The 23,704-nt window shown below is 50.8% G+C and carries 23 protein-coding genes and 1 tRNA gene; 11 read left to right on the forward strand and 13 right to left on the reverse strand.

The window, feature by feature from the left end:
- The first annotated feature begins 42 nt into the window (after positions 1–42).
- The 6 genes from sufC (at position 43) to JWG39_RS01005 (ending at position 7,321) form a co-directional block, all read left to right on the forward strand.
- Positions 43–801: a Fe-S cluster assembly ATPase SufC gene (gene sufC / locus JWG39_RS00980; RefSeq protein WP_369130552.1), complete on the forward strand. Its 759-nt coding sequence runs from the start codon at positions 43–45 to the stop codon at positions 799–801.
- Positions 798–2,141, forward strand: coding sequence for a Fe-S cluster assembly protein SufD (sufD, locus tag JWG39_RS00985; RefSeq protein ID WP_205217472.1), 1,344 nt, complete (start codon positions 798–800; stop codon positions 2,139–2,141). The genes sufC and sufD overlap by 4 nt, the downstream gene beginning before the upstream one ends.
- Positions 2,142–2,417: 276 nt before the next feature.
- Positions 2,418–3,638, forward strand: coding sequence for an aminotransferase class V-fold PLP-dependent enzyme (locus tag JWG39_RS00990; protein WP_205217473.1), 1,221 nt, complete (start codon positions 2,418–2,420; stop codon positions 3,636–3,638).
- 57 nt (positions 3,639–3,695) lie between these two features.
- The gene (locus JWG39_RS00995) at positions 3,696–4,130 is read left to right on the forward strand and encodes a SufE family protein (protein WP_205217474.1); all 435 of its coding nucleotides are present in this window, start codon (positions 3,696–3,698) and stop codon (positions 4,128–4,130) included.
- A 120-nt stretch (positions 4,131–4,250) separates the two neighbouring features.
- On the forward strand, positions 4,251–4,595 hold the full coding sequence (locus tag JWG39_RS01000; RefSeq protein ID WP_205217475.1) for a hypothetical protein: 345 nt from the start codon (positions 4,251–4,253) through the stop codon (positions 4,593–4,595).
- A 128-nt stretch (positions 4,596–4,723) separates the two neighbouring features.
- On the forward strand, positions 4,724–7,321 hold the full coding sequence (locus JWG39_RS01005; RefSeq protein ID WP_205217476.1) for a cation-translocating P-type ATPase: 2,598 nt from the start codon (positions 4,724–4,726) through the stop codon (positions 7,319–7,321).
- Between the two features lie 266 nt (positions 7,322–7,587).
- On the opposite strand, the gene JWG39_RS01010 is transcribed toward JWG39_RS01005, so the two are convergent.
- The 13 genes from JWG39_RS01010 to hemL form a co-directional block, all read right to left on the reverse strand.
- A tRNA-Leu gene (locus tag JWG39_RS01010) sits at positions 7,588–7,672 on the reverse strand.
- Between the two features lie 13 nt (positions 7,673–7,685).
- Positions 7,686–8,135 (reverse strand): preprotein translocase subunit SecG, encoded by a 450-nt coding sequence (secG, locus tag JWG39_RS01015; protein ID WP_205217477.1) that lies wholly within the window; start codon positions 8,133–8,135, stop codon positions 7,686–7,688.
- A 65-nt stretch (positions 8,136–8,200) separates the two neighbouring features.
- Positions 8,201–8,962: a triose-phosphate isomerase gene (gene tpiA / locus JWG39_RS01020; RefSeq protein ID WP_205217478.1), complete on the reverse strand. Its 762-nt coding sequence runs from the start codon at positions 8,960–8,962 to the stop codon at positions 8,201–8,203.
- A 59-nt stretch (positions 8,963–9,021) separates the two neighbouring features.
- Positions 9,022–10,197, reverse strand: a complete 1,176-nt coding sequence (locus JWG39_RS01025) for a phosphoglycerate kinase (protein ID WP_205217479.1) — start codon at positions 10,195–10,197, stop codon at positions 9,022–9,024.
- Positions 10,198–10,219: 22 nt separating this feature from the next.
- Complete coding sequence (locus JWG39_RS01030; protein ID WP_205217480.1) at positions 10,220–10,666, reverse strand: GNAT family N-acetyltransferase; 447 nt, start codon at positions 10,664–10,666, stop codon at positions 10,220–10,222.
- The gene (locus JWG39_RS01035) at positions 10,666–11,883 is read right to left on the reverse strand and encodes a type I glyceraldehyde-3-phosphate dehydrogenase (RefSeq protein WP_205217481.1); all 1,218 of its coding nucleotides are present in this window, start codon (positions 11,881–11,883) and stop codon (positions 10,666–10,668) included. The genes JWG39_RS01030 and JWG39_RS01035 overlap by 1 nt, the downstream gene beginning before the upstream one ends.
- 208 nt (positions 11,884–12,091) lie before the next feature.
- Positions 12,092–13,429, reverse strand: coding sequence for a 30S ribosomal protein S12 methylthiotransferase RimO (gene rimO, locus JWG39_RS01040; RefSeq protein WP_205217482.1), 1,338 nt, complete (start codon positions 13,427–13,429; stop codon positions 12,092–12,094).
- Positions 13,429–14,148, reverse strand: a complete 720-nt coding sequence (locus JWG39_RS01045; protein WP_205217483.1) for a phosphorylase family protein — start codon at positions 14,146–14,148, stop codon at positions 13,429–13,431. Before JWG39_RS01045 ends, rimO begins: the two co-directional genes overlap by 1 nt.
- Before the next feature lie 159 nt (positions 14,149–14,307).
- The gene (atpE, locus tag JWG39_RS01050) at positions 14,308–14,556 is read right to left on the reverse strand and encodes an ATP synthase F0 subunit C (RefSeq protein ID WP_205217484.1); all 249 of its coding nucleotides are present in this window, start codon (positions 14,554–14,556) and stop codon (positions 14,308–14,310) included.
- Between the two features lie 105 nt (positions 14,557–14,661).
- Complete coding sequence (gene atpB, locus JWG39_RS01055; RefSeq protein ID WP_205217485.1) at positions 14,662–15,384, reverse strand: F0F1 ATP synthase subunit A; 723 nt, start codon at positions 15,382–15,384, stop codon at positions 14,662–14,664.
- The gene (locus tag JWG39_RS01060) at positions 15,384–15,824 is read right to left on the reverse strand and encodes an ATP synthase subunit I (RefSeq protein WP_205217486.1); all 441 of its coding nucleotides are present in this window, start codon (positions 15,822–15,824) and stop codon (positions 15,384–15,386) included. The genes atpB and JWG39_RS01060 overlap by 1 nt, the downstream gene beginning before the upstream one ends.
- On the reverse strand, positions 15,814–16,083 hold the full coding sequence (locus tag JWG39_RS01065) for an AtpZ/AtpI family protein (protein WP_205217487.1): 270 nt from the start codon (positions 16,081–16,083) through the stop codon (positions 15,814–15,816). Before JWG39_RS01065 ends, JWG39_RS01060 begins: the two co-directional genes overlap by 11 nt.
- 98 nt (positions 16,084–16,181) lie before the next feature.
- Positions 16,182–17,474 carry a glutamate-1-semialdehyde 2,1-aminomutase gene (gene hemL / locus JWG39_RS01070; protein WP_205217488.1) on the reverse strand — a complete coding sequence of 431 codons (1,293 nt, stop codon included), beginning with the start codon at positions 17,472–17,474 and terminating at the stop codon, positions 16,182–16,184.
- A 311-nt stretch (positions 17,475–17,785) separates the two neighbouring features.
- Between hemL and trxA the strand changes: the two genes are divergently transcribed.
- The 5 genes from trxA to JWG39_RS01095 all read left to right on the forward strand — a co-directional run bounded on the left by trxA (position 17,786) and on the right by JWG39_RS01095 (position 23,565).
- Complete coding sequence (trxA, locus tag JWG39_RS01075; RefSeq protein ID WP_205217489.1) at positions 17,786–18,112, forward strand: thioredoxin; 327 nt, start codon at positions 17,786–17,788, stop codon at positions 18,110–18,112.
- 243 nt (positions 18,113–18,355) lie between these two features.
- Positions 18,356–19,288: a thioredoxin-disulfide reductase gene (gene trxB / locus JWG39_RS01080; RefSeq protein WP_205217490.1), complete on the forward strand. Its 933-nt coding sequence runs from the start codon at positions 18,356–18,358 to the stop codon at positions 19,286–19,288.
- 5 nt (positions 19,289–19,293) lie between these two features.
- Positions 19,294–20,124: an outer membrane protein assembly factor BamD gene (locus JWG39_RS01085; protein WP_205217491.1), complete on the forward strand. Its 831-nt coding sequence runs from the start codon at positions 19,294–19,296 to the stop codon at positions 20,122–20,124.
- 244 nt (positions 20,125–20,368) lie between these two features.
- Entirely contained in the window at positions 20,369–22,936 is a 2,568-nt protein-coding gene (gene secD, locus JWG39_RS01090; RefSeq protein WP_205217492.1) for a protein translocase subunit SecD, read from the forward strand.
- Positions 22,936–23,565: an HAD family hydrolase gene (locus JWG39_RS01095; RefSeq protein ID WP_205217493.1), complete on the forward strand. Its 630-nt coding sequence runs from the start codon at positions 22,936–22,938 to the stop codon at positions 23,563–23,565. Before secD ends, JWG39_RS01095 begins: the two co-directional genes overlap by 1 nt.
- Positions 23,566–23,704: the final 139 nt, after the last annotated feature.

Genomic DNA, 23,704 nt, shown 5'->3' on the forward strand with positions numbered 1-23,704 from the left:
ACTCCGTATTCAAGATATCTCAAATAAAGGAACAATAAGATGCTGCTCGAAATAAAAAATCTCTGCGCGGGGATTAACGGAAAAGAGATTCTCAAAGGCGTTAATCTGCAGATAAACAAAGGTGAAGTCCACGCCATTATGGGCCCCAACGGTACCGGAAAATCCACACTTGCGTCTATCATTGCCGGTCGTCCGGGATACGATATCACCAACGGTGATATCCTGCTCAATGGCAAAAGCCTGCTCGGCATGCCGCCGGAACAGCGGGCACAGGAGGGTATTTTCCTCGGTTTTCAATATCCGGTGGAGATTCCCGGTGTGAGCATGTCAAGTTTCCTTCGGGCCGCCATCAACGAGACCCGCCGTTACCGGGGCCAGCTGCCGCTTGGTGCCGTCGCCTTTGCCCGCAGGATGAAGGAGAAGGAGGAGATGGTGGAGATTAAGGCCAAAATGAAAAACCGCTCGGTGAACGAAGGTTTCTCCGGTGGCGAAAAGAAGAAGAATGAGATCTTCCAGCTCGCCATGCTTGAGCCTGAAGTGGCCATTCTTGATGAGACCGACTCCGGACTTGATATTGATGCCCTTCGTATTGTCGCTGGTGGTGTCAACAAGTGTAAAACCGCAGAAAACGCCACCGTGGTTATTACCCATTATCAGCGTCTGCTGGAATATATTGTGCCCAATTATGTCCACATCCTCTATGGCGGTCGCGTGGTGAAAACCGGCGGCAGGGAACTCTCTCTTGAGCTTGAAGAGAAGGGGTATGACTGGATCAAGGCTCAGGTGGAGGGAGAAGAATGAGTGCGGAAAACTTTCTTGCTTCGCTGGAACGCTGGTTTCAGCCTGGCGGTGAGCTCCCCGAAGTCGGTGAACTGCGGCGTGCAGCGCTGGAGCGGGCCCTTGCCCTTGGTGTGCCGACGACGAAAATGGAACGCTGGCGGCAGAGTGGTGTGGAAAAGGTTTTTGAGCATAACTACAACCTGCCAAAGCGGGACCGGCTGCCCATGACACCTGGCCGCTGTCAGATTAATGGCAGGGCGACCACAGCCATGCACTTCTCTGCGGGCAGAATTGAGTCTGCTCAACCTTTACAGCGATTGCAGGACGGCGTAATTGCTGGCAGTCTGCGGGCCGCCCTGAAGGAAGAACCAGAACTGGTGCAGCGGCTTCTGGCCGAGCGCGGACTGGAGAAAATGGGATTTTTCAACGCTGTCAATATGGCGTTTTTTACGGACGGATTCTTCCTTTATGTACCGAAAAACGTCGTACTTGCAAAGCCGATCCAGGTCATTCACGTCCTTGGTGAATATCGTGATGCACTGGAAAATCTGCGCAACTTTGTTGTACTTGAGGAGGGTGCGGAAGCGACGTTGCTCTTCTGTGATCACAGCTCGGGCCGGGAGTACGGGCTTGCCAACAGTGTCAATCAGTTTCAGATCGGGCCCAATGCCGGGTTTAAACTCTACCGGGTGCAAAACCTCAGTGATGAGGCTGCCTGTTTCCACCAGGACTTTTTTACCCAGCAGGAAAACTCTCGCCTTTTCTCTCACACTATTGGTTTTAACGGTGGCCTGTTGCGGGGCGAGGCTCATGTGGATCTGCAGGGGAAAGGGGCGGATTGCGAATTTGTCGGACTCTCCCTTGCCAGTCGCGGACAGCGAATGGAGAACTTCGTTAAAGTGGAGCATCAGGTACCGCAATGCACCAGCCGCGAGGTTTTTAAATATATCGTCGATGACTACGCCCGGGGCCTTTTCAACGGTCATGTACTGGTGCATCCTGATGCCCAGAAGACCGAGGCGTATCAGCACAACAGCAACATCGTGCTTACCGACAAGGCGAAGATGTCCTCCAGACCTTTTCTTGAGATCTACGCCGACGATGTGAAGTGCAGCCACGGATCCTCCGTCGGTCAGCTCGACGAGGAGGCGCTCTTCTACATGCGTCAGCGGGGTATCAGCGAGGAGAACGCCCGCCTGTTATTGCTCTATGCTTTCGCAGCTGATGTGATCAATCAGATCGACATTGAGCCTCTGCGCCGGCAGCTTGACGATATGGTCAAGAAACGGCTGCGTGGCGAACTGCCGTCCTGTGAGGATTGTGTGCTCTCCTGTTCGCAGCCGGAGTTCGAAGTACTGTAATACCATTTACATTTTGTATTGGTGGATTCAAAGACAGAGGGACGGGAAAAAGAGAGACAGGAGACGGGAGACAGGAAAAAGCAAAAGATCTCCGTAGAGACGACCAATTGAGGCGTCTCCAGCACAACAGACGTTTTTACAGCCTGTTTATCCATTCGTAATCGTCAAAAAAGATGTCCACGCAGTCGCGTTCTCTGGTAAGTAAAAAATGTGATTGGTATCAGATTCCCGCGCCCCTGTTCTGCAGGGGCACGGTATTATAGAGGAAGTAAAAAAATGAATGACAAGCTGCAGAAAATACGACAACAATTTCCCATCCTGAACTGCAGGGTGAATGACAAACCGCTGGTCTATCTTGACAACGCAGCCACCACCCAGAAGCCACTGTCTGTAATCGACCGCATGACCCGCTATTATATGGAGGAAAACAGTAACGTCCATCGTGGTTTGCATCATCTCTCACAGCTGGGGACGGCTGCCTTCGAGGAGTCCCGACGGGCCTTTCAGAAATTTCTCAACAGTGAGCTGGCTGAGGAGGTGATCTTTACCAAAGGAACCACCGAGAGCATCAATCTGCTCGCCTTCTCCTTTGGTGAGGCCTTCGTTCATGAGGGCGATGAGATTATTATCAGCGTAATGGAGCACCACGCCAACATCGTTCCCTGGCAGCAGCTCTGTGCTCGCACCGGCGCGGTATTGAAGGTGGTACCGGTCAACGATGCAGGTGAGCTGGAGATGGAGGAGTATAAAAAACTGCTCGGGCCAAAAGTAAAACTGGTCTCCATTGCTCATGTATCCAACACGCTCGGTACAGTGAATCCAGTGGCAGAGATTATCCGTCTCGGGCATGAAGCCGGGGCCAGGGTGCATCTCGACGGAGCCCAGGCTGCAGCCCATGTACAGGTGGACGTACGGGCGCTTGATGTTGATTTCTACAGTCTCTCGGTACACAAAATGTATGGGCCAATGGGGGTGGGAATTCTCTACGGCAAGGCGGCTCTGCTCAATGCCATGCCGCCCTGGCAGACGGGCGGTGAGATGATTGACAAGGTAACCTTTGAAAAGACCACCTTCGGTGATCTCCCCTATAAATTTGAGACCGGTACGCCGGATGTGGCCGGGGTGCTCGCCTCGGTTCCAGCGCTGGAGTTCCTGCAGGAAGTTGGCTGGGATTTTATTGCTGAGCGGGAACATGCACTGGTAAAATATGCTACAGAAAAACTGGCGCAGATTGGCGGGGTGAGTCTCGTCGGTACGGCGAAGGAGAAAGGGGGAGTGGTTTCTTTCAATATTGATGGCGTCCATTCGTCCGATGCTGCCACCATCTTCGACCACTTCGGCGTTGCCGTGCGCAGCGGACATCACTGTGCCCAGCCGATTATGGCCCGCTATGGCATTATCGGCACTTTACGCGCCTCTTTTGCGGTGTATAATACCGAGGAAGAGATTGATGTGCTGGTGAAGGCAATTGAAAAGACGGTGCAGATGTTCGGGTAAACAGCCTCGCAGGCTCTGCCGGAGCAGGAACGCTGTAGAAAACGAAAAAGGACCCCCATGACAGAGATAAAATCCTGCGCGGAAACTGAAGCCGAAATAGAAGATGAATTCTCCCTCTTTGACGATTGGATGGATAAATACAGTTATATTATAGACCTCAGCAAAGAACTTCCGCCCCTTGATGAAAAATATCGCAACGATCAGTTTCTCATCAAGGGGTGCCAGAGCCAGGTGTGGCTCGGTGCGGAATATCGTGACGGCAGGGTCTACTTTCAGGCGGACAGTGATGCCATCATTACCAAAGGCCTTATCTATCTGCTCATCCGTCTGCTCTCCGACCGTACCCCGCAGGAGATTATCGAGGCGCAGCTTGAAAGCCTCAAACGCATTGGCATCAGCGACAATCTGTCACCCAGTCGCAGTAACGGGTTTGCCAACATGCTCAAGCAGATGAAAATGTATGCGCTGGTCTTTCAGACAAAGGAAGGCTGAAAAGAAGAAAAGAGTACCATGAAACAGCCTGCATTCGTTCATACTCGAGGCACAGGAAGAAATTTATCACAGAGAGAACTTTAATATCGGAGTCTGGCGCCTGTCTCCGAGGATATTTTTTTGACTGTAACGAAGATGGGCGATTCTTCGATGTTTCCGAAAGAGGCTGTCCCGACGGGACAGCCTCTTTTTTTATCTCTTCCCCGGAACTACGGATTTATACCATTTACATTTTGTATTGATTCATCACCATTGATGGAAAATCGGCACGGCGGTGGTTTCCCGCGATGTTGTTCTGTAGACAAGGCATGCCTTGTCTCTACGGTGGCGGCCATCAGCGAAATGGCAAGCATTACCGATAACCCGCTGCCATATCATTACCATGGGGTGATAACGGTGACACTACACATCCCTGTCTCCCGTCTCCCGTCTCCTTTCTCCTGTTTCCCAGCCACCTGCCTTTGAATCCACCAATACAAAGTGGAAAAGGTGTTACACTGCTCTGTGCAGGTTTCTACTCACCTCTCTACTCTCTACATATCACACCGGGGAGAACCCGATGTCTGCAGTACATTTACACTCTGAGGACAGCGATGAAACAGTATCTGAAGGATGTACAAGAAGTTCTGACTGATCTGGAAACAAGTGAAGACGGGCTCACATCCGGGGAGGCAGCCCGGCGGTTGACCCTGAAGGGAAAAAACAGACTTCTGGAGGACAGGAAAAAGTCGCTGGCGCGCCGAATTTTCGATCAAATCCGCGATCCCATGATTCTCGTACTTCTTGGTGCCGCTGCGGTAAGCATGGCCACGGCTGTCTGGGCGGAAGAATCCTTCGCGGACGTGATTATCATTTTGTTCGTCGTGGTACTCAATGCCGTACTGGGCGTCGTGCAGGAAAACAAGGCGGAACGAGCCATCGAAGCGCTCAAAGCCATGTCTGCAGACAGCATCTCCACGCTGCGTGACGGAGAGGTCATGGACATCGCCAGTGAGGATCTCGTGGTGGGGGATGTTATCATCCTGACTGCAGGCGATGCTGTTCCCGCAGATGGCCGTCTTATCGAATGCTCAAGCCTGAAGGCAGAGGAAGCCCCTTTAACCGGTGAGTCCGTTCCGGTAGAAAAGATAAGCGCCGTCACTTCGCTTCCAGAGGGAGCGGAACCCTCAGACGATATTCCTCTGGGTGACCGTTCCAACATGGTCTACACGGGCTGTGCCATTGTACATGGTCACGGCAGGGCCGTGGTCACCGCCACCGCCATGGATACCGAAATGGGTAAAATTGCCCATCAGATCCACACTGCGGCCGACAGCCGTACACCACTTCAGGTGAAACTCGCCCAGCTGAGCCGCGTCCTTACCTGGGGGGTTCTGGGCATCTGCATCTTCATCTTCGCCTTCAGCCTGATTCGGAGCGAAGAGGTCACCACTGCCCTGGTGCTGGAGACCTTCATGCTGGCGGTCTCTCTCGCAGTCGCCGCCATTCCGGAAGGCCTCGTAGCCGTAGTAACCATCGTCCTGTCCATTGGTGTTACCAGGATGTCCAAACGTAACGCTGTCGTCCGGAAGATGACGGCGGTAGAGACACTGGGCTGCACACAGGTCATCTGCTCAGATAAAACAGGGACGCTCACACAGAACAAAATGACGGTAGTTGACAGCCATTGCGACAACGCATATTCACTGGCACAGGCCCTCGCCCTCTGCAACGATGCAACCATTGCCGCAGACGGACAGATCACGGGAGAACCCACCGAAGCCGCCCTGCTGGAATTCGCCCGCAAAGAAGGGGTGGAGAAAAACATCCTCTCTTCCGAGATGCCCCGCCTGGCAGATATTCCTTTCGACAGCAAACGCAAGATGATGACCACCTTTAACGCGGCCCCGGACGACTCCGTCATGCAGTTCACCAAGGGCGCTCCTGATATGATCCTGCAGTGCTGTTCACAGATGCTGAAGGACGGACAGGTTGTCCCTCTGGGCGATAAGGAACTGCAGGAACTGCAGGATATCAACACCCGTCTGACGTCAGGGGCTCTGCGCGTGCTGGCGGCTGCCAGAAAGGAACTGCCAGCTCTGCCCGAAGATCTTACAGCCTCAAACAGGGAACGGGAGCTGGTATTCGTCGGGCTGGCAGGTATGATTGATCCCATCAGACCCGAGGCAGTCATCGCGATAGAAAAGTGTAAAGAGGCAGGGATCCGTCCCGTCATGATCACCGGGGATCATGAGAACACTGCGACTGCCATCGCCAGGAACCTCGGTATAATCGAACGCCCCGAACAGGTTCTCCCGGCCAAGGAACTGGAGAAACTTTCCGACGAACAGCTGGCCGACTCCATTGAGAAATATGCGGTGTACACCCGTGTACAGCCACAGCACAAGGTCCGCATCGTCCAGGCATGGAAAAGCAGAGGAGCCATCACAGCCATGACCGGCGACGGAGTTAACGATGCACCGGCCCTCAAGAACGCCGATATCGGCGTGGCCATGGGAATCACGGGTACGGATGTGACGAGAAATATTGCTGACATCGTGCTGGCGGACGACAACTTCGCAACGATAGTCGCCGCAGTGGAGGAGGGGCGTCGCATCTACGATAACATCAGGCGTACCATCCAGTATCTGCTGAGTTCAAATCTGTCCGAGGTCCTGCTGATATTTGTGGCTACGCTGGCGGGGTTCGTTATTTTAAATCCGGTGCAGCTGTTGTGGATCAACCTTGTCACGGACATGCTGCCAGCGCTGGCACTGGGAATGGAGTTCGCGGCTCCAGACATCATGCGCAGACCGCCAAGGAAATCGACCGACGGCATCTTCGCCGAAGGCCTGGGTTTTGCCTGCATCTACCAGGGCATTATCATCACCCTGCTCAGCGCCATATCCTGCGCCGCAGGAGGCACCACCATGACCTTCGTAACACTCTCAATGTGCCAGGCCTTTCAGGCGTTCAACATGCGTTCACTCAACGGGTCCATTTTCAGACTTCATACCCATAACAGGTATCTGTACCTCGCATTCGCCGCCGCGCTGGTGCTCACCATCATCCCCGTATACGTTCCCTTCTTCTCAGCGGCATTTGGTCTCACAGCACTTTCTCCCGGTGAGTACTGCGGTGCCGTAGCCCTGGGATTTGCAATTATCCCCATACTTGAAGGGGTAAAGTACTTCCACTTCAGGGAACCTTGAAGAACCTTGCCTTCGTATTCCTTCGCGTTCTTCGCGATAAAAATTGTCTTTTGCCCTTTTCGTATTATTCGAGCCTTTATTCGTTGGCAAAAAAATCTGTTGTACCGCCTTTTGCTTTTCCCTTTCTCCTGCCTCCTGCCTCCTTTTTTCCGTCCTTCCCGCTTTTTGCTTTTCCCCTGCAGAATCTGGATGCGACAAAAAAAAAAGCCGCAACCCTTACGGGATGCGGCTTCTGAGGCTTTTTTGATACTTTTTTAAAAAAAATTTGGTGCCGAAGGCCGGAGTCGAACCGGCATGGGTCTCCCCACACGCCCCTCAAGCGTGCGCGTCTACCAATTCCACCACTCCGGCACACAAATAAAAATTATTCATTTTTTGCTGCTGCGTCACTTTTCTTCTCTGCAACAGGTTCCGCTTTTACAGGCTCGGTCTTTTCAACCTTACTTTCAACAGCAGGTGCAGCTTCCTGAATTGCATCTGAGCTTTTTACTGCATTTGAGGCAGGTTCCGCAACCTTTTTTTCTACAACAGGTGCAGAATCTTTCATTTTTTCAGTTGTCACTCCGCTCATAACAGTAGCATGACTGTCTTGAGAAGAAATATACGCAAGAGACAGAGAAGTCACCATAAATGTAATCGCTGCAGCTGTCGTAATCTTATTCAATAATGGCATCGGTCCCTCTGTTCCAAAAAGGGACTGGCTGGAGCCACCAAAAGTAGCACCGATATCGGCTCCTTTACCCTGTTGCAGGAGGACAATAACAACAAGAAAGAAACAAACGAGAATGTGAACGATAAGAAGCAGAGTATCCATACGGTTACTTTATCGGTTGCTGAAATAAAATCTGGCAGCTTTACGGGAAAGCAGCCAGAAAGAAATTACTGAAAATTAATGATACTGCCGAAGGAATCCGCCTTCAAAGCGGCGCCACCAACCAGCGCACCGTCGATATCCGGCTGAGCCATAAGCTCATTGACATTCGCAGGCTTAACCGAGCCACCATACAATATACGCGTCGTATCGGCAACATCTTTTTCGTATATTCTGTCCAGAAGCCCGCGAAGGAAAGCGTGCACTTCCTGCGCCTGCTCCTTGCTCGCGGTCTTCCCCGTTCCGATTGCCCAGACCGGCTCATAGGCAATAACAATCTTTTCCATCTGTCCGGTGTCAACGCCGTCAAGCCCCTTGCGCACCTGCTCTTCAAGAACGGTGAACGTCCTGTCAGCCTCCCGTTCCTCCAGTGTTTCACCAATACAAAGAATGATCATCAGGCCACCGGCGAGACCGCCTTTGACCCGTTTATTGATCATCTCATTGCTCTCGCCAAAAATATGCCGCCGCTCAGAGTGGCCAACAATGGCAGCCGAGCCCCCGGCGTCTTTCACCATATTCGGAGCGATCTCTCCGGTAAAAGCACCGTTCTCTTCCCAGCAGACATTCTGTGACGCAGTAAGAATTCCCTTTCCTTCCAGAGCATGGGAAACTTCACTGAGAATGGTGAAGGGGGGAGCCAGCAGCACTTCACGGTCATCATATCCCTTATTACACTGTGCGGCCACATCTGCAGCAAGACGGCAGCCTTCCACTGCGTTCATGTTCATTTTCCAGTTGCCTGCCATCAGGGCTTTTCTTTTCGTCATGGTCTCTCCTTGTTTGTTTGCACAGGATATGATTCCAGCCAGAAAATATCTTTATCCGCTCAACTGAGCGCAGTGACACCGGGCAGCACTTTTCCTTCCATCATATAGAGGAAAGCACCACCACCGGTAGACATATAGGATATATTCTGTTCCTCGCCAGCTTTTTTAACCGCTGCGTTAGAATCTCCCCCGCCGACAATGGAAAGGGCATGGGAAGAGGCGATATCCTGGCACACAGCCATGGTTCCCCGGGCAAAACTGTCCATTTCGAAGGCCCCCATTGGTCCGTTCCAGATAATGGTCCGGGCATCAGCGAGTGCTTCGCGGAAGAGAATACTGCTTGCCGGGCCGATATCAAGAGCCATCCAGCCCTCCGGGATGTCACGAAAGGTGACATTTATATGTACGGCATCATTCTCAAATTTATCAGCAACAACAAAATCCACCGGGAAGTAAAGTTTCACTCCTCGGGCGGCGGCATCTTCAACAAATTTTTTGGCAGTCTCAAGCAGGTCATCCTCCACCTTCGATGCCCCGACATTGATCCCCATACTCTTCAGGAAGGTGTTGGCCATGGCCCCGCCGACAATCATCTTGTTCACTTTGTCGAGCATATTGGTCAGTGCACCGAGCTTGGAGCTGACTTTAGCGCCACCAACAACCGCCACCAGGGGACGTACCGGTTCCCCCATTGACTTGCGGAAATAGTCTATCTCTTTTTGCAGCAGGAGACCGGCAGCCTTCTCACTCATCAGTTGCGGCACTCCAACCACAGAGGCGTGGGCACGGTGTGAGACAGCGAAGGCGTCGTTAACATACACCTCGGCAAGACTGGCAAGCTGTCTGGAGAACTCTGGGTCGTTCTCCGTCTCGCCACTGTAGAACCGGAGATTTTCAAGGAGGACAATCTCTTTGTCTGCCGCCGCATGTATTGCTTTCTCGGCCGCTTCCCCGATACAGTCTTCCGCGAGGATAACTTTCATGCCGGTAAGGGTCTGCAGGTGAGCAGCAATCGGAGCAAGACTGAACTCCATGTTACGTTCCCCGTCCGGTCGTCCGCAGTGGGAACAGATAATCAACTTTGCCCCCTTCTCAATCAGCAATGTGATGGTTGGCAACACCATCCTCATGCGAATATCATCGGTAATGTTTTTTTCTGCATCCATGGGCACGTTGAAATCAGCCCGTAACAGCACCTTTTTACCTTTCACTTCTACATCGTGAATGGTCTTCATTTTCATTCTCCTCTAAAAGATATCACATATCATTTTGTTCGAAATCCCTGCACAGTACAAGGGCATCGTCAATTGGATCATAAAAATAGGAGGCTCTTTTACCTCTCTTCAGGAAACCATTTTTCTGATAAAATTTCAAGGCGGGGATATTGCGGGAACGGACTTCGAGGTAGAGTGTGGTGCACTGCCGGACAACAAGTTTTTCGAGGAGATCTGCCAAGAGCAGATCCGCATAACCAAGTCGACGGCAACTCGCGGCCACCGCAATTTTCAGCAGTTCAGCTTCAGGCAGGATAAAAGTGGCAGAAAGCCAGGCGATCACTCTGCCATGCACCTCCCCCGCCAGAAGAATCGCCCTCGGATTTTCCAGTTCCCCCTGAACAAGGGGAAGCGACCAGGGCGAGGGATTCTCCGCCTCAAGGGCAACAACCTGCGGCAGGTCGTCGCCCGTCAAGGAGCGGATGTTCATCAAAACATTTCTTCACTGACATGTTTGGTGAGGTCAGCAAGCATATTGGTGTAACTGCCGAGTTCGTTGTCATACCAGCCGTAGATAACGGTCTGGGTCATCGGCACATTGAGTATAGGCTCTGCGCCCCTGCTGAGAACGGCCCCGGGAACCTTGCGCAAATCCACCTTGATAGCGGCGGTGCGGGTATGGGTTTCCGTGCCTTCAATCGTTGCGGCTGCGGAAGGAGTCCCGACAATATCGGAGGAGACGTTCTGTTCCTCAGTAAAAACGAGATAGTCGGTATTTTCCGCATATTTTTTATAGATGCCGTTGATGTCAGCCCGTTTGAGAGGGGCCTCACTGTTGTCCTGGATATTGAGCACCAGAATGATCAATGAACCACTGGAGGTTGGCACCCGGACAGATTCCGCCATGAAACCAATTCCGCTCATCTCCGGGATAACAAGACCGAGGGCACTGGCTGCACCGGTAGTGGTAAGAATAATGTTATTCATGATAGAGCGGTTTTTACGCATATCTACAGCTCCTGCGGCGGGCAAACGGTCAAGTACCTGCTGGGAGCCGGTGGCAGCATGAACAGTAACCATTGAGGCACTGAGGATCTTCTCAGAGCCCAGACTCTCCAGCAACGGTTTCATCATGTAGGAGAGGCAGGTCGTCGTGCAGGAGGCTGCGGAAATAAGGGAGTGTTTTGCCGGATCAAACGTCTCTTCGTTAATACCCATCACGGCAGTGATGGCATCATCCGGCATCTCCAGCCCTTTGGATTTAATCTTGAAGGGAGCAGAAAGGATTACCTTCTCGGCACCAGCCTGAATATGTCCACGCATGGCACCCCTGGGATCACTGGCATCGGTGGTGGGATCTTTAAAGGCTCCAGTGGAGTCTACCACCAGTTTAATACCATTTTCCGCCCATTTGATATCGGCCGGGTTGCGGGCTTCCCGCAAAATGGTCACCGGCACGCCATCAATTATCATGGAACCCGTTTCTTCATTAAGCTCACTGATAACGCGTGGGCATTTGTAACCATGAAGGTAGGAGCCAAGGCGGCCATAGGTCGAATCACGCTCAATGGAGGAGACGAGATCTTCCAGCGAATTACCGACCTGACGACCGATGTTTACAACAATTCCATCGAAATTTTTTTTGGCAATCTGGTTCCACAGGGTGAGTTTTCCAATTCTTCCAAGACCATTAATACCTAATTTCATGACACATGCTCCTACTTGTTATAAGGCGCCCCGGGAAAGTGTCCTGTCCAGTGCATCACCGGAAGGCAGGGACATTTTCGCAGGACCATGAAAAAATGAAGACGGAACTGCCACAGGCTTCCGAACATTTTTATAAGGGTACAGGGCACGTTTCAAATTTCAAGAAAAATTGCACTGCTTATAAAATATAATGATTTCTCTGGAGGTATTATTCTCCGGTGGAAAGAATCCCTCCGACGAGATCATAGTCATGGGATTCTTCAATGCGCACCTGAACAATCTCGCCGGGTGTGGCTGAGCCGTCATTGATATATACACGGCCATCAACCTCTGGTGCCTGAAAACGGGTTCGTCCTTCCAGAAGGAGATCTGTCTCTTTGGAAAATCCGCTTACCAGTACCGGTTCCACCCTGCCAATATATCTGCGCTGATTCTCCTCAGAGATCCTGCTCTGCACCGCAAGCAGATGCTGCTGCCGGCGGATGCGTTCCTCCTCGGGAACCTGATCGGCAAAATGTTCGGCAGGAATTCCTTCTTCATTGCAATACGGGAAAACACCAACGTGATCAAGGCGATGCCGTTGCACGAAATCTTCCAACTGAAGAAAATCGGCTTCTGTTTCTCCTGGAAAACCGACAAGGAAAGTAGTGCGAATGGCAATATCCGGGATACGCGTATGCAAACGACTGATAAGATGCTCGATATCATCCGCCGTGTGGTGACGGTTCATCCGCTTCAGAACATTGTCGCTGACATGTTGAAAGGGGACATCAAGATAGGGAACAATGCGTTTTTCTCCCGCCAGCAGATCAAGCAGGGCATCACTCACGCCACTGGGATAAAGATAAAGCAGGCGCAGCCACGGGAGAGTTGTGCGGGCGAGAAGCTTCTCCATCAGGCCCACAATATTTTCCCCGACAAGGTCATTGCCGTAGGCAGTGGTATCCTGAGCAATGATATTGAGTTCGCGGACACCCTGCTCCTCAAGATGCATGGCTTCGACAGCGATATCCTCGCTTGTCCGGCTTCGCAGGCGGCCCCGGATGGACGGAATTTTACAGTAGGCACAATGATTGTTGCACCCTTCCGTTATCTTCAGCCAGGCCATCCCCACAGTCGTCAACTGACGTGGCGAGCGGCTGGACATCAGGGAGCGGTTATGTAGAATCACTTTTGGTATCTTCTCTCCGGTAAAGAGGGCATTTAAGTGAAATGCAATCTTCTCCGGTTCTTCAGTTCCAAGAAAAAGGTCCACCTCAGGTATTTCTGTCTCAAGGTCATTTTTATAGCGTTGAGTCAGACATCCCGTGACCACCAGCTTTTTCTGTGGATCCTCTTCCTTCAGAGAAACCATACCGAGAATTTCATCAATGGCCTCTTCTACTGCCGGTTGAATGAAACCGCAGGTATTTACAAGAAGTACCGTCGCATCCGCAGGGTCGGCAACAAATGTCCAGCCATCCTGCTGCAGCACACCAAGCATCACTTCTGAATCGACAAGGTTTTTTGCACAACCGAGACTTACGAGATGAAAACTCTTTTCCATTACTTCTCCTGAAATACATTGCTGCTGCAGAGCAGCTGCAGCACCTGCCGGGAATTTTCCCGAAAAGCTGTTGTCCCCTGCCCCGGCTGCCATTTCTCATTCGTGGTAAGATCAGAGACGGTAAGCGCCGCAGAAAATTCCACGCCCCGAAAGGCTGCAGCAGAACACAGGGCAGAAAATTCCATGTCGACTGCCGCTACGCCAGACTCCCGATGAAGGGCAAGAAGAGAATCTCTCTCCTCACGATAAACACCATCAGTGGACCAGACACAACCCCGCTGAACCGACAGTCCGGCATTCTGCAGGAACGAGGCCAGTCGCAGAGAGAAATCCAGGGAAGGGAGGGACTCATTCGTGCAGCCATAATACTGCGAGGTACCTTCCCCGACTATGGCACGTTCTGGAACAATCACATCTCCCACAGCCAGTGACGCGTCCACCGCCCCGCACCAGCCGCAAAGGATAACCTCTTTTGCTCCAAGGGCAATTAATTTTTCCAGGGCCATCACTGCTGCCGGCGCTCCAACGGCAGGCCCGGCAAAAAAAAGACGGCGGGACTCATCGACACAGAGACCACTGTTGAAGATCTTCTGTCGCCGAGCTCCGGCACCAATCTCCCGATCCAGAATGAACTTCGCCTCCGCAGGGTTTACCAGCAGCACGCCACGCGAAGGAATTTCCTTCTCTCCTCTGCCTCGTCTCGGTTCGATAACCGCCATGACATCTCTCCAGAAAGCACGGGCAGAAAGCAACGTTGCGCTCTGGATATGCTTTCATCCATTATCCTGCACCGTCACCATTACACACCCATAAACGAAAAAAGGGACTGCAGATATTTCTGCAGTCCCTTTACACAACACAATACCGATTCTCAAAAATCAACCCATGAGCGGATTTGCATAGAGGAGAATCAGAGAAACAACCAGACCATAAATAGCAATAGACTCAGCAAGAGCCATACCGAGAATCATGAAGACCATCAATTTCGGTTGTACTTCCGGATTGCGGGCAAGACCCTGACATGCGGCGTTTCCGATATTACCAATACCAATACCTGCTCCCAGACCGGCAAGACCGATGGAAAGAGCAGCACCAATGCAGATGAGAGCGATTTGAAGTTCAGACATTGTAAATCTCCTTGAAAAGTTTGGGTTTTTGGCCTTCTTCCTTATAAAACTGTATAACTGCAAAAAGCAGAACGCCCCGGACTTTCCGGGGCGGAAAAAACATTGTTAATGAGCCTGTTCTGCCGCCTGACTGAAATACACCACGGTGAGCAACACAAAGACCATTGCCTGTACGACGGAAACCAGCACACCGAGAAGCAGAATCGGCAGAGGAGCAAAAAAACCGCCAGCCAGAAGGAAAAGAATGCTGAGCAGGGTCTCTTTCGCCATAATATTTCCGAAAAGACGAACAGAGAGTGAAATAATTCGAGCCAGGTTACTGATAACTTCAATGGGCAACATCAGTGGAATCAGTAACGGGATGGGCCCTGCGAACTGTTTGAGATAACCGATTCCATGCTTTTTGAAACCAATAGCATGGTGGGTTATCCAGACAATAAGCGTCAACGCAAGGGTCGTATTAAGTGAAGCCGTGGGAGACATGAATCCGGGGATCAAGCCGATGAGGTTGGCCACAGTGATAAAGAGTGCAAACGTGGCAATCATCGGGAAATAGCGATCGGCAAGTTCACGGCCCATGTTTTCCGCGAAGAAATCGTCCATGCTGCCGACAACCACTTCCCAAAAATTCTGTCCCCTGCCCGGGATCAGTTCCAGGTCACCAATGGTAACTTTGATAACAAAGAAAAGAAACGCCATTACGAACCAGGTATAGGTCATGTAAGGCGCGCAGATCTGTTCGATGAAATTGCTGCCTACTGCTCCGTGGGGAACAGGCAGGCCCAACTTTTGCAAAACTACCGAGATAAACAGTATCGGATGCTCCATCAGTCTCTCCTCCCTTGATTCTTCTGAATCAGGTAGCGGACCACCACAGCAATGGAGAGTGCCATGAAGGTCACAAAAACAGTTGATAAACCACTTATAAGTCCTAAGATGTTGACCAGTCGCCATTTGATAAGGACAAACAGGGCAACACCTGTAAATATAAATCGAAGCAGAAAGGCAAACTGAAAGCCGCGTTTTTTACGCATGGCCAGTTCTTTCTGCTGCTCTGCAGAAGAATCTCCAGAGACGGCAACAACCTCCGTCGCCACCTGTTCCACAGCCCTGCCCGAAACCCACAGATTTACGAGCACCAGCACCCCGCCAGCCAGAACCGACCAGCCAAGAAAGAGTGAACCTGCAAGGGCTGCACCAGTAGAACCGACAAGCAGGACAATAAGAGCGGCGTAACGAATCATGGAAAAATTAAACTCACCTTTCATGACGATCCTGCTCTTCCCGCGCCTGTCGCTTTTCGTCGGCCTGTGCCACACGGATAACATCAAGCAGAGTCTTGTAGCCAGCGGCAATACCGAAGGCAAGCCCTATAAAAGTGAACCACGGGGCTGTTTTGCCATCAAAAACCTTCTGGTCAAGCAGTACGCCACCCGCAAATCCGATGACAATTGAGGTTGCAAAAGTAAACCCGACATGACCATAATTGGCCAGCAGATGGACCATTTCTTTTTTTACCCCTGACATCCTGCAACGCCTCACATTACGCATTTTTCAGAGGCGGAAAAAGCAATTTTATAAAATAATTTTCGCCTCTCTGGTTCAACTGTATAACCTGTTCCGGCTCAAATTTCACCCATTTTTTTGAATGACGATTCAGTCGCTTTAAGAACAAAATCAAGCTGCTCCTCCGTATGCGCTCCCGAGATAAAAGCAACCTCAAATTGAGAGGGCGCAAGATAAACCCCACTCGCCAGCATATTGCGATAATGCTGCGCATAGCGTTCAGTATTCGCTGTCATTGCTGAGGTAAAATCTGTAACAGGGGTATCCGTGAAGAAAACAGTCATCAGACTGCCGACACGATTGATGACAGTCGGAATGCCGGTCTTTACTGAAATTTCTGCAAGGCCATTGGCATAATGTTCAGCCTTCGCCTCAAGCTCATCATAAAATCCCGGTCTCTGCAGCAGCTTCAACGCCGCAATACCTGCAGCCATCGCCAGCGGATTTCCGGAGAGGGTTCCAGCCTGATACACCGGACCGTCAGGAGCTACACAATTCATAATGTCCGCCCTGCCACCATACGCCCCCACCGGCAGACCACCACCAATAATCTTTCCAAGGGTGGTCATATCAGGGGTAATGCCAAAATATTTCTGTGCTCCGCCGTAACTGAGGCGAAAACCGGTGATGACCTCGTCGAAAATCAGTACGATGTTCAGCTCCTTCGTCAACGAGCGCAGAATTTGCAGAAATCCTTCAGTCGGGGGGACACAACCCATATTCCCGGCAACCGGTTCGACAATCACACAGGCAATGTCGGCTGCGTGATCACGCAGGGTCTTTTCCAGTATTTTTTTGTCGTTATAGGGAATGGAAATGGTATTTTTAACGACATCATCCGGGACACCGGGACTCCCCGGAATACCGAGAGTAATAACTCCCGAACCGGCCTTGACGAGAAAGGTGTCGGAGTGGCCGTGGTAGCACCCGTCAAACTTGACCACAATGTCGCGACCGGTATAGCCGCGGGCAAGGCGGACGGCAGACATGGTCGCTTCGGTACCCGAATTGACAAAACGAACCTTTTCGACAGAAGGAACCGCTTCTACCACCATCTCCGCGAGATCTACTTCCAGTGGAGTGGGAGCGCCGAAACTGGTGCCGAGTTCAGCTGCATCCTTTACCGCTTTTACGATATCCGGATGGGCATGCCCGGCTATCATCGGTCCCCACGAACCAACAAAATCAATATAGCTCGAGCCGTCCGCATCCCATAGCGTTGTTCCCTGAGCACGGGAGATAAAGAGAGGATCACACCCGACAGAACGGGACGCCCGCACCGGAGAGTTTACTCCGCCTGGAATCACTTTTTTCGCCGCTTCAAACAGCGCCTTTGACTTGTCAATTTTCATTCCCAACTCCCTGCAACACCTCTGTATTGCCTTGATTTCATATACTTTGAGCGTCATCCCTGCAGAAAAAAAAAATTGCTCCTACGCAATTATAGCGAACTATTTCAAAAAGTGGCACTATATCACGGCAAGGGTCAACCCGCAATTGTTCCAGAGTTCTGTTCTGCTGCCAGCCCGCCAGGCAAACGGGAAAGCAATTACAGCAAGAGTTCTTCCCTTGATTTTTATCCGCATGATACACAATTTGTAAATGTGTTTTGTTTGAGTTTTGTTTAACTAAAAGACAAACCCAGTAACGGAGGAGTTACACAATGGCAAGCGACAAAGTAGTCCATCTTACGGATGCGGAATTTCAAAAAGCAATTCAACAAGATATACCTGTTCTCGTTGATTTCTGGGCCCCGTGGTGTGGTCCCTGCAAGGCAATCGGACCAATCATCGAAGAACTTGCCGATGAATATGATGGGAAGATTACCATTGCCAAGATGAATGTTGACGAAAATCCAGAGACTCCCGGGAAATTCGGGATTCGCGCCATTCCAACCATGATTCTTTTCAAAAGCGGTGAAAAAGTGGACCAGATTACAGGTTCCGTCGCGAAACCACAGCTCGTTGATCTGCTGGCAAAAGCCAGCTAAATTCAATTAACTGCCGGGTACCTTGAAGCATCGCCCATTTTCTTCGTTACAGTCAAAAAATTTATCCTCGGAGGTAAACGCCAGACTCCGATATCGAATTTATGCCTGCGGTAAATTTTCTGCTGAGCCTCGAAAATGAACGAATGCAGGCTGTTTCAAGGTACCCTGTTGACAACTGCCTTCCGCTGCGAATTCACTTTCAATGTGGTCAGGGCAGTTTTTTTTATATGAACAGGAGCTGCAATGAAAGAACATTATAACCTCATTATTCTCGGCGGTGGCCCGGCGGGGCTCACAGCCGGACTGTATGCCGCCCGTGCACGGATTGACCACGTCCTCATTGAAAAAGGCGCCCCTGGCGGGCAGATTATGCAGACTGACTGGATTGACAATTATCCAGGTTTCCCCGACGGGCTCAGCGGCTTTGACCTCTCTGAAAAAATGCTCGCTCATGCGAAACGCTTTGATCTCAACATTGAAACTGCATTTGTCTCCGGTATGGATCTCTCCAATGAGAAAGAAAAAGTGCTGTTTCTCGACGGCGACCGCAAGGTTACCTGCAAGACATTGATCATCTGCACCGGCGCACGTCCAAACATGATTAATGTCCCCGGTGAAAAAGAATTTCAGGCACGCGGCGTTTCCTACTGTGGCACCTGCGATGCCCCCTTCTACCGCAATATGAAAGTGGCTGTGGTCGGCGGAGGGAATACAGCTGTCGAAGAAGCGGTGTACCTGACCAAATTTGCCAGTAAAGTCTATATTATTCATCGACGTGACGAGTTGCGTGCCACCAAAATTGTACAGGAACATGCCTTTGCCAATGACAAGATTGAATTCGTCTGGAATTCGCAGGTCTCTTCGATTGAAGGGGATGATAACGGCGTTACCGGAGTCAATCTGAAAAACAAGAATGGTGAAGAATCTCTCCTCAAAGTGGAGGGTGTTTTTGTTCTTGTTGGCGTCTCCCCCAACCATGAAGGAATTTCTGATGTTATCGAAAGTGACAAGTGGGGCTTTTTGCAAGTGGATACGGAGACCCGCACCAATATTCCCGGAGTCATGGCGGCCGGGGACATCTGCAGCAAAAGAGTTCGTCAGGTGATCAATGCTGCCGGTGAAGGTGCTGTGGCCATGCTCTCTGCAGAGGCCTGGCTCAATTCCATAAAAGGGTGAAAATAATGTCCATGCGCACCACGCTCTTTCGCTGCTCCATCCTTTTTCTGTTGCTCGTTGTCGGAGGCTGTTCTCTCTTTGGCAGCGACGTCAAATACACAAAAATTGATGAAGACGGAAATGTTGTTGAAGAGGTTAATCCTTTCGAGGAAATGCCGGTCAAAAACCTGCTGCAGAAAGGGATGGATGACTACAACGTGGGGAAATATTTTACAGCAGTAAGCGCTTTTGAAGAAATTCTTGATCGTTACCCCTTTAGTCGGGAGGCTGTACTTGCCGAACTCAAGGCTGCTGACTGCTACTATTTCATGGACAAGTACGCGCAGGCTCTTTCTCTCTACGAGACCTTTGAGAACAACCACCCTACTAATGAATCCATTCCCTACATAATGTATCAGAAGGGAATGTGCAGTTACCGCCAGATCGACAGGGTTGACCGTGATCCGACCGGTGCAGAGAAGGCCGTAGCCAGCTTTCGCCAGCTCATCAAAGCCTTTCCGAATTCTACGTATACCCCTGCAGCAAAAGAGAAGATGACAATCGCCCGGGAGTTCCTCGCCGGTCATGAGTTTTTTGTAGTGAAATTTTATCTCCGCACAGAGCAATATAAACAGGCTGAGGCCCGGTTGCGTTACCTCATTGCAACCTACCCCGAGATAAAGATTGTGACCGATGATGCAAAACCCCTGCTGGCAAGACTGGAGAAGGGAGAAAAACCCGATCGAGGCTTTTTTTCTTTTCTGCCCGGCATGTTTGACAAGGAAGATTCCCTCTCCCAAAAAAGCCAGGATGACGTTCCCGTCATCAGCGAATTCAAAGAGAGTGATGACTTGTGAATGAAATCGTGGGGGAGATCACACAATACAGGAAGTGGCGGATGTCGTTTTCTCGTCGAAACAGTTCCTGACACACAACAGATTTTTCAACCTCTCTTTTCCCCCGTTCACTGAGTGAATGGGGAATTTTTTTGTTCCTGCCGGATTAAGGCCCCCTTGCAAGTTCCTGTTCTTTATGTATAATCGGTGGGTTTAACAAAGCGTAGTTACTCTATTTTATCGCGGATCTCAGCATGGAAAAAAAATGAACAGATCTCTTAAACTCAGACTCGCCGGCCTTTTCACTGTTTTGTTAATCGCAGTGATAACCATAATCCCCTCCGTTTTTCAAGATAAGACCCCGGACTGGTGGAGTAAATACCTTTCTCCGGGTTCCCTGCGCCTCGGACTTGATCTGCAGGGCGGAATGCACATCATTCTCAAAGTTGATCTTGACAAGGCTGAAAAAACAACTCTCGCCTTTGCCGCCAACGACTTGAAAGAGACCCTTGCTGCTGACGGTATCAGCGCAGTACAAACGAAATCCGGTCAGGCGAAAACGGTGGTGTTCACCCTGCCTAACAGTGGTGCAATCGACAAGGTCCAAAAGGTTCTGGATAACGATTTTACGGATATCGACAGCAAACTTGAGGTAAAAGAGGGAAGTTTTCCCCGCATAACGTTACAACTCAACCCCGCTGCGGTTAAAGCACTGAAAAAGACTGCTGTAGAGCAGTCTCTGGAAATTCTGCGGAACCGTATTGACGAGTTTGGTGTTGCCGAGCCTGTTATCGTACGCCAGGGCGAGGACGAGATCGTCATCCAGCTGCCGGGAGTCAAAGATCCGAAACGGGCACGCGCCCTCATCGGCAAAACGGCTCAGCTGGAGTTCAAGCTGGTTGCCGACAGCACGGGAATCAATCTGCCAGAGGTCGTCCACCAGGCCGAGGATTCGGGAGAATGGAAAGTCGGGGAGCCCATTGCAAAACTCAACCGTGCAATTCATGCCCTGCTGCCTGATAACACAAATCTTTATTTTGAGAGCGACACCGATAACGACACCGGTCTTTCGGTGCAGATTCCCATACTCCTCGAAAATCGGGTGCTGATGACTGGTGACATGGTGAAAGACGCCAATGTCCGTATCGGCGGAAACTTCAACGAGCCCCTCGTCAGCCTTGACTTCACCAGCCACGGCGGAAAGGTCTTTGCTCAGGTCACCTCTGACAATGTTCATCGCCGCCTCGCCATCGTACTTGACAACGTGGTGCGCTCCGCTCCCAATATCCAGGAAAAAATCCTTGGTGGTTCTGCTCAGATCACGGGCCAGTTTACCCACGAGGAGGCCTCCGACCTTGCTATCGTTCTGCGGGTCGGTGCGCTGCCGGCACCGGTCAAAATCATTCAGGACGTGACTGTCGGTGCCAGCCTCGGGGCGGACTCCATCAGACAGGGACTGACTTCGGGTATCTTCGGAACAGCCATTGTCCTCGTGTTCATGCTTATTTATTATCGCCTTTCCGGGGTCATTGCCAATATTGCTCTCTTTATCAATCTCCTTCTGCTTTTCGCCGGGCTGGCTGTGCTCAATGCCACGCTGACCCTGCCCGGGATTGCTGGTATCATCCTCACCGTGGGAATGGCTGTAGACGCCAATGTGCTTATCTTTGAACGAATGCGCGAAGAGTACAGCATCGGGAAATCAGTGCGATCCTCTATTGATGGCGGCTTCAACAAAGCCCTTTCCACCATTGTCGATTCACAAGTCACCACCTTGATTACCGCACTCGCCCTCTTTCTCTTTGGGACCGGGCCGATCAAGGGATTTGCCGTTACCCTCAGCCTCGGGATTATCTTTAACCTTTTTGCGGCACTCTTCTGCAGCAGGCTGATGTTTGACACCGTCAACGCCATCCGCCCCTTCAAGAAACTCAACTTTTTTTCGCTGGTCAGAAATATTAAAATTGACTATATGCGATTGACTAAATTCACCTACGTTGCCTCCGCCATCCTGGTCGCTCTGGGCCTGTTTTCCCTTGTGGAGATAGGGCTCGGCAAAGCCAATCTCGGGGTAGATTTTACCGGCGGTTCCATGTTGCAGTACAAGGCCTCCAGCGACTTCACCATGAAGGAAGTACGAAATGCACTTTCCAGCAATGGCATGGGGGATATTAATATTCAGGAGGTAGAAAATGAACACCGCCTGATCGTCAAAATCAAGAAAGAAGAAGCAGAGGTAAGTACAGTAGATGAGCAGATAACCCAGATCCTGCAGGACAATCTGCAAGAGAGAGGTTTTGTCCTGGAGAGTCAGTCCAAAATTGGATCTTCGGTCAGCTCAGTACTGCGCAACAAGGCCATTGAGGCGATCATCATCTCGCTGGCCGGTGTCATCATCTACCTTGCCTTCCGTTTTGATCTTCGTTTTGGTCTGGCAGGCGCTGCGGCCACTTTTCACGATGTCCTTGTCGTACTCGGTATCTGCTGGATTTTTAATGTGGAGATCACCCTGCTCATCGTCACAGCGCTGCTGACTCTTGCAGGCTACTCGCTCAACGACTCTGTTGTTGTCTTCGACCGTATTCGTGAAAACATGAATAAAGAGGGCCATGGCAGCTTTAAAGACATTATCAACACCAGTATAAATGAGACCCTCAGCCGGACAATTGTGACGTCGCTGACCACAGCAATAGTGCTCACTTGTCTCTACTTCCTTGGCGGTCAGGTAATTCATGGTTTTGCCTTTGCACTTCTGATCGGTATTTTTGTGGGGACCTACTCCTCCATATTTATCGCCAGTCCGCTGCTGATCCTTAAAAAGAAAACATCCTGATGCTCAAATTAATCGTCTTCGACTGCGATGGAGTAATGTTTGACTCAAAAAAGTCAACTGTGCATTACTATAACGACCTGCTTGACCTCTTCGGCCATCCTCCCATGGACCCGGAAGAAGAGGTTTACAGCCATATGGCGACGGTGGATGGTGCCCTTACACATATTTTTCGCAATTATCCGCAGAAGAAAACAGAGATAAAGCATGCGGCCCGTGGTAAACTGAGCTATTCAGACTACCTGCACTATCTGTCGCTGGAGCCGGACCTGTATGAATTTCTCGAACTGGCGCAGAAAAAATACAAACTGGCCATTTCGACCAACCGCAGTGACACTATGCCGTCCCTGCTTGAGAAATATGATCTCGGTCACTATTTCAGCAAAGTGATGACGGCGTTGAACACAAAACCGAAACCCGCACCTGATGGACTGCTGGAAATCTTACAGGATTTGAAGTGTTTACCGGAAGAAGCGGTATTTATTGGCGATGCTGAGACGGATCGTCTGCAGGCAAAAGCGTGCAGTGTCAATTTAGTTGCCTTCAGAAACCCTGCGTTGAAGGCAGAGTGGCACGTTTCCTCTTTCATGGAATTGCTGCAGCTTCCACCTTTTCAGCAGGCGACCTTATAAGAAATTTTCTTGCGCATAAGGGTACCTTGAAACAGTCTGCATTCGTTCATATTCGAGGCTCCTGAGGAATTTACCGCAGGTCTATGAGTACCTTAGAAATTATTTTCGTATTTTTTTGAAAAGAATTTCGTGAAGGTAC

It is taken from the genome of Desulforhopalus vacuolatus (genome assembly GCF_016918505.1).
Lineage (GTDB): Bacteria > Desulfobacterota > Desulfobulbia > Desulfobulbales > Desulfocapsaceae > Desulforhopalus > Desulforhopalus vacuolatus.